The sequence below is a fragment of the Winogradskyella poriferorum genome (assembly GCF_050618035.1).
Classification (GTDB): Bacteria; Bacteroidota; Bacteroidia; order Flavobacteriales; family Flavobacteriaceae; genus Winogradskyella; species Winogradskyella poriferorum_A.
The window spans coordinates 183126-195155 of record NZ_JBODPY010000001.1; the positions used below are offsets into that span (position 1 = coordinate 183126).

5 protein-coding genes are annotated in these 12030 nt (G+C 34.4%); all 5 read right to left on the minus strand.

Annotated elements, in window-relative coordinates; genetic code table 11:
• The gene (locus tag ACRHOC_RS00850; RefSeq protein ID WP_431156601.1) at positions 1–3219 is read right to left on the minus strand and encodes a VCBS repeat-containing protein; all 3219 of its coding nucleotides are present in this window, start codon (positions 3217–3219) and stop codon (positions 1–3) included.
• Positions 3209–6490 carry a VCBS repeat-containing protein gene (locus ACRHOC_RS00855; RefSeq protein WP_431156602.1) on the minus strand — a complete coding sequence of 1094 codons (3282 nt, stop codon included), beginning with the start codon at positions 6488–6490 and terminating at the stop codon, positions 3209–3211. Before ACRHOC_RS00855 ends, ACRHOC_RS00850 begins: the two co-directional genes overlap by 11 nt.
• A 2-nt stretch (positions 6491–6492) precedes the next feature.
• Complete coding sequence (locus tag ACRHOC_RS00860) at positions 6493–7062, minus strand: hypothetical protein (protein ID WP_431156604.1); 570 nt, start codon at positions 7060–7062, stop codon at positions 6493–6495.
• A 12-nt stretch (positions 7063–7074) separates the two neighbouring features.
• Positions 7075–10338 carry a VCBS repeat-containing protein gene (locus ACRHOC_RS00865; RefSeq protein ID WP_431156606.1) on the minus strand — a complete coding sequence of 1088 codons (3264 nt, stop codon included), beginning with the start codon at positions 10336–10338 and terminating at the stop codon, positions 7075–7077.
• A gap of 84 nt (positions 10339–10422) precedes the next feature.
• Complete coding sequence (locus ACRHOC_RS00870) at positions 10423–12030, minus strand: RagB/SusD family nutrient uptake outer membrane protein (RefSeq protein ID WP_431156607.1); 1608 nt, start codon at positions 12028–12030, stop codon at positions 10423–10425.

A 12030-nucleotide genomic window follows, 5' to 3' on the forward strand; every position in this document is an offset into this window, starting at 1 on the left:
TTATAAGCTCGTCTGATAAGACTTGCCATTATTGGTAACAATTAAATATTTGTTCTCTTTTATTTTTACAATTCTTCTTCCTCTAATTCCCATAGGTAACGGTAAGGCTTCATATTCAATATTTTCTAAATCCTCAATATTTAATACGCCTCCAGAATTTGAAGATGATTCTCCTAGCTCTGTCACAAAACCATTATGATTACCTGTAAATACAATTTGACCATTATCTACAAATACATCCTCTAATGTACTTAATTGTGCTTGATTAGGAAGCGGTTTGGCATCAAATGTAGATCCATTATTTAAATACATCATAGACCGTAACTCATGTAAGCTTTTGATATTAATAATTTCATCTTCTGATTTATCTGTTAAATCTGAAATACTATAAACCGATGCAAATGACTTATAGTCTGTATATTTTTTTCTTAAATATGGCATTTGTTCTACCAGCTTATCTTTGGAAGCAAAAGGTACGTATTTACCAAAGAAATCGTAAAATATTAGCTGATCTAATTTTTCATTTTCATCAAAATCATCCAAGTACATTTTTACTGGAATTTCTTTCGAAGCCTTCCACTTAAAATTTAGACCAACATTACCTCCAATAATATCTAATTTTCCATCATTATTTAAATCTGAAATGGCAACCGTATTCCAAAGTCCACTAGTATCACCAAGTCCAAAGTCTTTAGTTTTGTCCAAAAACTTTCCATCGGCTGTAAAAGACATTATTGTTATTGGCATCCAATCACCCACGATTATTAACTCAGACAAACCATCACCATTTAAATCTGCCCATTCAGAGTCGGTAACCATACCAAAACGTGCTTTGGCGTAAATCTCGAAGGTATAATCACCCTTATTCTTTAGAATATAACTCTGTGGAGATAATCCATAGGCTCCTGGAACAGCTCTATTTCCAATGAATAAATCAACGAGGCCATCACCATCGAAGTCATGGCTAGATACTGAACCTCCATTGGTATTAATTAATCGAGATGGGAGCTTTGAAAAAGTACCACTTCCATCATTTAGATAAACGCGGTCCTCTAATAAAGGATGTCCACTATTGTAATCGTTTCCACCGCTTAGTGCATAAATATCTAAATCACCGTCATTATCGATATCTAAGGCAATGGCATCTGTGTCTTCATATTTTGAATCTTCATCAAAAATCTTGGTATCACTTTGACTAAATTTACCATCATTACTCATAAAGAAAAGGACAGGTTTTTGATTTCTTGCGCCCCCAATATAAAGATCTTCTAATCCATCAGCATTAAAGTCTGCCTTTACCACAGATGGACCTTCAAGAGACAAATTCTCAGGTGCTAAACCATCTAGTTCATAATCTAAGAATACATTTTCTCGATGACGGAAAGGGAATTCCACATAATCTTCTGATTGAATTTTCTCAAAATTATAGGATGAACCCTCACCTTTTTCTATAGCGACAATCGAATTGATTGCTAATTGGTCCATTTTAGAAATGGTCCCATCTAACCAAACCACACTTAAAGAATCGACTTTATCTGTTTCTCCTAAACCAAAATGCAGATTGCGAGTTGAACTCGACAAGTAGCCCTTTACAGTAGACTGCTCCTTGTAATAACTCTTACCATTAGCATAAAGCTTAACCTTTGCACTATTGACGCTATTAGGAAGCCTTACAGTTAGGTAATTCCCAGAACTCGTGTTTTCTAAAAGAGAAACATTTTCATTAATGTTATTTACCACGATATCTAAATCACCATCATTATCTAAATCTGCATATGCTGCACCATTTGAATAGGTGCCTTTATCATTACCATCAATGCTTGTAGGTTCAAAAGATAGACCATCGGCATTCGTAAATAGCTTATTAGACAAACTAAGTGTTGGCATGCTATTTATGAGCTTCAATTCAATACTATCGTGCTTCGTTTCCTTGTAAGTTGCGAAGTCAATTGTACTTAAGTATTTTATATAATCTAAATCATTTGGTCTTTTATAAATACCATTTGTAATGAATATATCATTTAGCCCATCATTATTATAATCCATTAAAAGCGGCGACCAACTCCAATCCGTAGCATAGGTATCCGTTAACAAAGCTGCATCAACAAAGTAAGACCCATTGTTGAGCTGCAAATGGTTTCTTGCATATTGCTGTTGAAATCCGAATGAACTTTTAATCTGATTTACTTTATCTGAATCTTCTCCTCCAGATTTAAGAAAGATCTCTGCATCGTAAGGCATCATATCTAGACTAATAATATCTAGCTTACCATTATTTGTGATATCAGCAATATCGGCACCCATTGTAAACCTTGTGGTATGATTAAAATAGGCCTCACTTGATTCTTTAAATGTTTTATCTCCTTGATTAAGATATAAGTAATCATTCTCATGAAAATCGTTCCCAACGTAAATGTCTATAAAGCCATCATTATTTACATCAGATGTTGCTAAAGCTAATCCATAACCTAAAGCACTACTGTAAATATTTGCTTCCTCGGTAACGTCAACAAATTTGTTATTCCCATCGGAACCTTTATTTTCAAACATGATATCACCCGATAACGCATCTCTTTTTGTCCGTGCTTTTGCATTCCCATAAGAGTAAACGGTATGGATGGAATGGTTCATAAGATACATGTCTAAATCACCATCATTGTCATAATCAAAGAAGGAAGCTTGGGTAGAGAAGCCAGAGAAATCCAAACCATAAGATTCAGCTTGTTCTTTAAATTTATTATCGCCTTGGTTTATGTAAAGCTCATTTTCACCTTTTAAAGATTTGTAATTACCTACTTTACAAACATAGATATCCAATAACCCATCTCTATTTATATCTGCCATAGTAACACCTGTAGACCAGGAGCTCATCTGACTGATACCAGCTTCTTCTGAAATATCCTTGAAATTAAGACCACCTAGATTAAGAAATAGTCTATCTGGTTTTTGATTTGCAGTTAAAAAGATGTCTTCTAATCCATCATTGTTAATATCTCCTATAGCTACCCCACCACCATTGTAGTAATAGAGATATTCAATAATATTTAAATCACCTGTATCCTCTAGATCATTAGAAAAGTTTAAACCAGACACGTCGGATTCTATATTATTGAATGGCGCTGGGAGTTGCTCCTCTTTTACCTCTACACTTTTATCTTCAGCACAAGCAAAAAATACAGCTACTATTAAACCAAATATTACAGTGTGTTTAAAATTCATATACCTCAAGTTCATCATTGTTTCTTGCAATAAATATGGTATTGCCAAGTAACTCTATATCTCTTATCTCTCCTTGTATTTTTAAGCCTTTTCCTGTGGTATGGTGTTTAAATTCGTTATTCCCTAAATTTTCTAAGTAATTTCCATAGGAAGCATCGTATCTACCAAATTCTGGCATCACACCATTAAGATTTCCACCCATAAGAATATCCAAATCACCATCCTTATCAAAATCTGCTGTTGTAATAGCATATATTGGTGTGAACTGTACCTCTTTTGGTAATTTTTTCACCTCAAAATTGAAGCTCCCGTTGTTAACTAAAACAACAGTTTTTAAATTATTCGCCTCTATTACAGTACTTGCATTTAATTGCTCTTCAGAAAAAATCTTGGTAATATCTGCATCTTTAAACGACTCATAATCTGGAAACTTTTTACTCAAATATTTAAGTTGATCTACCAGATTATGTCTTAAAGCGTACGGATATTGTCTTCCGTTTTCTGCTGTAAAAGTAAGAATAGGATCTACATAACTATTACCATCAAAATCATTAGCATATAGTTTTATTGGATTAGATGCAGACGCTCTAAATCGACTATTTAATCCATGATTACCTACAATTAAATCTGCATCGCCATCATTATCAAGGTCAGCTGTTTCAATAGTATTATACCATCCCTTTAAATCAGATAAATCATTTTCTACTTCATTGAATTTGCCTCCTGAATTTTCAAACACTCTAATTCCCATAAATTCTCCAACGACTACTAAGTCTTGGTTACCATCTTTATTTACATCTACAAATAAGGCATCGGTTACCATTCCTAAGGTTGCTAATTCAGGAGCTAAATCTGAAGTGCTTTCCCTGAAATTTCCTGCACCATCATTAACTAAAAGATATCCAGAAGCCGGATCACCATAGTTCTTTGGAATAGAGCGTTCACCCACAAATAGATCTAAATCGCCATCACTATCGATATCTGCCACCGCAACAGTACTGCTACTGTGATAGCCCTCCGCTGTTGGAAGTATCTGTTGGGATAGGCTAAAATTCCCTTTACCATCATTTGTATAGAATTTATCTAAGTAATTTGGGCTAAACTTTGAATACTCAACACCACCACTACAAACGTATAGGTCTAAATCACCGTCGCCATCTGCATCAAAGAAAACACTTTCAGCGTCCTCTGTTGCCTTACTACCAGCAAAAACAGTATTATTCGCTTCAACAAAACGGTTGTTCTTATTAATAAAAAGTTTTCCCGAATTCCCTTTTGATCCTCCAATAAAAATATCGGCATTTCCATCGCCATTAACGTCTCCTAAACTCATTTTAGGACCTTCTGTACTCCTCATAAATGGAAGTAAGCGCTCAATATTAAAGTCTACATAATTGTTTTCTTTGTGTGAGAAATTGAGAATGCTTGTATTCTTAGTAAAAATTTTATTTAATTCTTCTTCACTTTCATTAATCGGTTTAGAAGCATCCTTTTCGTCAAGACTTATTGTTGTATCCACCTTGTTAATTGGAACTTCGGTAATTTTTCCTGATGGCCAATTTACAGTTAGAACCAAACCTTCTGTTTCCTGGAACCCAAAATTAGGGCGCTTATCCATAGAAGATTGGAAACCTCTTACAGGTTGTTGTTCTAAGAAATATGTATTCTCTGGACTTGATAGCTTTAATTTCGCACCAATTCCGTCAATATTTTTTGCTTCACCCTTTAATTGTACTTTCAGATAATGCGAACTAGAATCACTTAGGGTATTCTCATATACAAAAAGTGGCATGTTTACATTGTTAACAATAACATCTAAATCTCCATCATTATCTAAATCTCCATAGGCCGATCCATTTGAAAAACCTTCTGTATCTAAACCATTGGCAGTCCGCTCAAATTTTAAATCACCCGTGTTAATGTATGAGTGATTCTTAACTTTATTTGATGGAATAATATCAATAAGCTTTTTATAATTGACCTGATTATCTCTAATTATAGATTCTATGACCTCTTGGTTAGAGATATATTTTAAATAATCTTGATTTGTAAGGTCTTGATAAATTCCATTAGCAATGAAGAGATCTTTTAATCCATCATTATTCATATCAAAAAACAGAGCACCCCAACTCCAATCAGAGGCCTCAACACCACTAAAACGGCCTACTTCAGTAAACGTAAGATCACTATTGTTAAGTTGCAACATATTTCGAGTAAACTGGTGGTAATAATCGTTCTTAACATTATACTGGTATTTATTCCAATCTTCAAATGTGGTCACCGTTTTCAAACGATCGTACTCACTTGGTAGCATTTCGGTAATGAAAATATCATTATAACCATCATTATTTATGTCTGCTGCATCCGCTCCCATAGAAGCGCCACTTATAGAGTTAATTGATGTTGTAAGACATTCTTTGAAAGTGCCATCTTGATTGTTGATGTATAGGTAATCGCGCTCAAAGAAATCATTGGACACGTAAATATCTTGCCAACCGTCGTTGTTCATATCACCGACCGTTACACCTAGACCAAAACCAATAACGCTACCGTAAATACCAGCTTGCTCACTTACATCATAGAATTTACCATCTCTATTCTCAAAAAGTTTATCACCACCAAGTACATCTCTTTTAGGGCGCTCATTTTTGGTAAGGTTAAAACTTCCAATTGCTTGGTAGGAGTTATTCAATAAATACACATCTAAATCACCATCATTATCATAATCAAAGAATGATGCGTGCGTAGAAAAGCCTTTATCATCGAGGCCTAATTCACCTGCCATTTCAGTGAATGTAAGATCTCCATTATTTATAAAAAATTCGTTTTGCTTATTGTCTCCCTGAACATCACCAGAGTTACATACGTAAATGTCCAAATAGCCATCTGCATTGATGTCTACCATGGAAACACCTGTAGACCAAGCCTTGGTACCACCAACTTTAGCTGATTCTGAAACATCTTCAAACTTAAAATCACCCTTATTTATGTAAAGTTTGTTTTGATTTAGATTGGATGTTAAATAAACATCTTGTAGGCCATCATTATTGACATCTCCAATGGCAACACCACCACCATTATAAAAATTACGGTACTTATAAACATTAAAATCATCCGTAGAAACGAGGTCATTACTGAAACTTATCCCAGTTTCTTCTTCAGAAAGTAGTTTAAATTGCGGCGCTTCACTTTCTTGAGCATTATCTACTTTATCATCATTACATGACAAAATAAATAGAGATAGTACGAATACTATAAAGTGCTTTTTCATTATTATTTAGTTAGTTCTTTATATCTGTATTCCATGTCTTCAATAACTACGGAAACATCTTTATCATTCTCTTCCTTTAACCTAATTTGCCTATTACCATCAATCTTAACAAGCACATCCTTCACCTTTATAAATTCATTACCTGGATACCATTTCATTAAGGTATCTTTTACTTTTGGCATCAGTTTATCCGCTTGTAAATCTTTATTCCAAGGTGCCCAAGCCACATGAGAGAACTTCACATCCATGGCAACTATTTCCTCTTCAGCATTGAACTTGGCATAAAAGAGCATTCTTATTTTATCTTCTGCGGACGCAGAATCATTAGGTTTTAAAACAACCTGAACATAATTATTACTTGGGCCATGTGAGAAAATTTTCTTCCTATTATACTCCCAGCATGTATCATAAAACTGGTCCTTAGATTGCCCAAATTTGAAACTGTAAAAAATAGAATCATTTTTTACTCCACTAGCTAGTTCACTTTCAACTAATCTAGTATACTCCGACTGACATGCAACTAAAAAAAATATTAAACAAAGTAGTGCTGGTTTAATAACGCTGATCTTCATTTCTAAACTCTTTTAATTTTCAACTTTATATAATTCTAAATTTCTATTGTTAATTGATACCATCAAATACATTTCTTCTCCTCTACTTTCGACATGAAAATCTCTAATTTGACCATCAATCTTCAGAGATTTTACTTCATCAAAACCACCTTGGGATGAACCATAAAGCACCCATCCTTTAGAAGCATCGTCAATGCCAAATTGAGGTTTGATAAAAAATTGGTTTCCACCAACAACAAGGTCTAAATTACCATCTTTATTCACATCTAAGGCTTCTATTGCCGCCACATTAGAATACTGTATTTCTACTGGTAATTTTTGACTTACAAATGTCTCATTTTTATTTAAAAAAACAGCGGTATTTAGCATTTTAACATCAAAAATATCGGCATTTTTTAACTGCTCATTTGAAAATATTGAAGCTACTGTCGCCTCCGAGTAGTCCTTATAGTACAAGAGCTTTTGTTTTAGACTTGCAAGCTGTGCCACTAACTCATCTCTGTCTACAATAGGATAATAATTTTCACCTCTTTTTTGACAAATAATTTGCTCAACAGTCCCATTATTATCAAAATCTGATAGGTACATTCGCATACCAGGTTTATAGAAAGAATTCTCACCTTTATTTCCTGCAACAATATCTAATTTACCATCACCATCAACATCAATTACCTTTAGTGTTTTCCAAAGGCCATTTGTATTTTTCAAACCATACTTTTCAGTTTCATTCACAAAGGTTCCACCCGTATTAATAAATATTGAAATAGGCATCCATTCGCCAGAGACAACAAGATCTTTAAGGTTATCATTATTTAAATCTACCCATTGAGAATCTGTAATCAATCCTATTTCTCGTAAAACATCAGGTTGGATAACTTCAAATTTATTATCACCATTATTATTAAGAATAAATCCAGAGGTCGGTTTACCGTAGGTATCCACTTTAAAACGTTCACCAATAAAAATATCTGAATCTCCATCTTGATCATAATCATATACTGAAACTGTAGAAGTACTTATTGGTGCAGGAAACACCAAGGTCTCTATACTATATGAAAATGTATTATTACCATTGTTAATGTATAGCCTATCATTTAAGGCAAAATCAAACTTTGAAAACGTTTTTCCACCACTTGCTACATACAAATCTAAATCGCCGTCATCATCACTATCAAAAAAGACAGCATCTGTATCTTCTGAGCTTGAGCTTAAGTTGAAAGGAGAATCAATTTCTGTATAATCTCCTGATGCTTCAGATATAAACAATTTACCTGACTGCCCTTTTGCGCCACCAATATAATAATCATTAATACCGTCATTATTGATATCAGCATAAGTTATTTTAGGACCTTCATTATTACACATTTCTGGCAGTAATTGCTCTTTATTAAAGTCGACTGCATTGTTTTCTTTATGTCTAAAATTGAAAAAACCTTCTTGCTTTATTAGTATAGGATCTCCTTTTACATTAGACGTCTCTGCGAGTAACTGGCCTTGTTCTTGATCTAATTGATATACTTGATTTGTGGTGAGATTATATTTTCTAGTCTTTACTCCATTTGGCCAAGTAACAATAAGACTATCAATTGTTTCATTATTACCAGTGCCAAGCAGCAACTGATACGAAATAGAACTTTGAAATCCTCTTGAAGGAAAATTTTCTAAACTTCCATATTGGTTTTCACCGTAATACGCTTCGATCTTTGCACCAATAGCATATTTGTTCTTATCTGAACCTTTTAAATTAACGGTAATACTCTTATTAGAATTTAAGTCTGTCGTATTTTCATATAAAAATGCAGGCATATTTACGTTATTGATGACTAAATCTAAATCGCCATCATTATCAATATCACCATAAGCACTTCCATTACTAAAACTTGGTAATTCAAATCCCCAATCCGTTGTGGTTTCTGCGAATTGAAAATCACCATTATTTTTAAATGACGTATTTGGTACGGCCTGAGAGGGCATCAAATCTACCAACTTGTTCATTATTTCCTTATCTGTTGCAATCATATCCCTTATTCGGTCCTCATTTGCCATATAAATAAGGTAGTCTCTATCTAGAAGATCTTTGTAGATACCATTACTGATAAAAATATCTTTTAATCCATCATTGTCTGCATCAAATAAAAGCGATGCCCAACTCCATTCTGAAGCTGCTACATTAGAAAGTCTGCTTATTTCTAAAAATGAATCATCTCCCATGTTACGATGTAATGCATTTCTAGAAAATTGCTGGTGATAGCCTTTATTCTTTGCTATATCGTATTTATTCCAAGATTCAAAAAGTGTTTTGGTACGTTGTCGTTCTATTGTTCTTGGCAACATTTCGGTTACCATAATATCTGCATAGGAATCATTATTTAAATCTGCCGCGTCGGCACCCATAGAGCCCATTGATATTGATCCAAACTGGTTGGTCAAATCTTCAGTAAATGTGCCATCTTGATTGTTTACATAAAGGTAATCGCGTTCAAAAAAGTCGTTTGAAATAAATATATCTGGCCAAGTATCATTATTATAATCGCTTACTGTAATGCCTAATCCAAATCCAATCGCACTAGAATAAATATTAGATGCTTCTGTAACATCTACAAAAACATTGTTGTCATTTCTTAATAGTTTATTACCTGTTTCTGTTGGCTGATTGCGCTGATCCTTTATAAAGTCATAATTACCAACGGCCTTTATTGAATTATTGAGCAAATAACAATCTAAGTCACCATCCTTGTCATAATCAAAAAAATTAGCTTGAACACTAAGGCCTGTTATATCCAGTCCAAAGTCGCTAGATTGTTCAGTAAAGGTTAAATTGCCATTATTAATGAACAACTCATTATGTCGATTTTTATTTTCGCTAGGTGGACCAGCTTTACAAACATAAATATCAAGCAATCCATCATTGTTTATATCTACAAAAGAGACTCCAGATGACCAAACACCAGAACTGGCAACACCTGCCGACTTAGTGATGTCCTCAAATTTCCAATTGCCTTTATTGAGATATAATTGATTGTCTACTAAATTCCCAGTAAAGAAAATATCTAATAAACCATCATTATTAATATCTCCTAAAGCTACACCACCTCCATTAAAAAAGTTTCTATAGGTGTATGGGTTAAGCTGTTCGGTATATTCTAGTGAATTATTAAAAGTAATGCCTGTTGTACGGCTATCTTTTAACTGAAATAAGGTAGATATTTTATCTTTTTCAGCGCTACATGTAAACAGTAATACACTGACAATTAAAAGAATAAACAGGTTTTTCATTTAAGTACTAAAATTTTGCTATTAAAAAAAGAGGTACAAATAAATGTACCTCTTTTTACTCAAATAAAATACTTAAAAATTAAATTAATAACCAGGGTTTTGCGTTAACGTTCCACCACTAGCTTCAATTTGTTCTTGAGGAATTGGGAATACAGTTCTGAAGGCATCACTGTTAGTTTTTTGCCACCAAGACTCGCCCCATTTACCGAATCTGATTCTATCAGTTCTTCTACTAGACTCTTGGAACATTTCTTTACCTCTTTCATCAAAGAAACCATCTGCGTCTATTGATGCTAAAGGTGCAAGACCTGCTCTAGCTCTAATTGTATTTACATCTGGTAACGCCATATTCCAGTTACCAGCATTTCTTGCCATTGCTTCACCTCTCATTAAGTAAACATCACCTAAACGTACGATTGGATAATCGTTGTTCATGTCTGGTCTACCGAATAATTGGAAACTAAATTTCTTAGCTCTTGTACCACTCTGTCTTATTGAGTTAGGCTCTAACTCATTAATCGCTGGAGTATACTCAACAACAATAGTTGGGTCATCAGAAGCATAGTCTAATAAGTCAGCTCCATCAAAATCAGTTTGAGAACCTGCTAAGAAGTTTGCTTCTTTTCTTAAGTCATTATTATCATAGCTATTGTAGAACTCTTCTAGTACTTGATAACCATTCCATGGCTGTGCATCAAGTGCAAATGTTTGTTGAGAACTATAGTGTAAGTTCATCTGAGAGAAGTTCATACCTCCAGCATTTGACTCATCGTAGTAAATAGACCAAATCATTTCAGGGTTAAACTGATTGTTTGGTGCAAATACTGCCGCATATCCAGTTAATTGATCTGGATCTGATGCTACATTTGGACGCTTAGCTAAGTTAGAAACCGCACAACCGTCATCACATAACTGGTATGGACCGTTATCTATAATATAACTTGCTGCCCACATAGCTTCTTCATATCTAGCTGTACCAGTATAAACCTCAGCGTTTAAGTATAATTTAGCTAATAAACCTAAAGCTGCAAATTGATTTACAATGTAAGGTTCTTGCCCCATACCTAACGGGCTACCAGATAAATCCATAGATCCAGTTACAGCAGGAATTCCAAGAGCACCAAGTAATTCTTGCTCTACAAAGTTAAATACAGCAGTTCTGTCTGACTGTGGTGCATCACCACCAGACGATGTAATAAGTTTTACTCTACCGTATAAATCTAATAATCTCCAATAGAAGAAGGATCTTATTACTCTTGCTTGAGACTCCTCACCAGCTGATAAACCAGATTCTAGTGCTAAGTTAGTCTCTGCAATTCCACCATAAGCATCTACCCATGTACCATTAAGTGGTCCATTAGAAGAGTTAACTGTATGTCTGTGCATATCTAACCAGATACCACCATCAAACCAGTCACCACCTTTTTGACCAATGGCCATCTCATCAGAAGAAACTGTTTGTACAGAATAGTAACTACCGTGACCGGCAGAACCATTTCTTAGTCGTCCATAAGCAGCTGCCAACGCTCCAGAAGGGAAGACACCACCAGCAGTCTCACCAGAATTGTCTGGCACACCATCATCGGAAAATTCAGTTACTAACTCATCTTCCAATACTTCTTCAAGATCCGTACAGGTGTAACACATTGTAGCCAATACACCCAAGAATACTACAAAAGATTTTTTCATCAT

Bases quoted from the DNA above. Each gene is read 5' to 3' on its own strand.
- ACRHOC_RS00850 (WP_431156601.1), bottom strand. From the start codon at position 3,219: ATGAATTTTAAACACACTGTAATATTTGGTTTAATAGTAGCTGTATTT.
- ACRHOC_RS00855 (WP_431156602.1), bottom strand. From the start codon at position 6,490: ATGAAAAAGCACTTTATAGTATTCGTACTATCTCTATTTATTTTGTCA.
- ACRHOC_RS00860 (WP_431156604.1), bottom strand. From the start codon at position 7,062: ATGAAGATCAGCGTTATTAAACCAGCACTACTTTGTTTAATATTTTTT.
- ACRHOC_RS00865 (WP_431156606.1), bottom strand. From the start codon at position 10,338: ATGAAAAACCTGTTTATTCTTTTAATTGTCAGTGTATTACTGTTTACA.
- ACRHOC_RS00870 (WP_431156607.1), bottom strand. From the start codon at position 12,030: ATGATGAAAAAATCTTTTGTAGTATTCTTGGGTGTATTGGCTACAATG.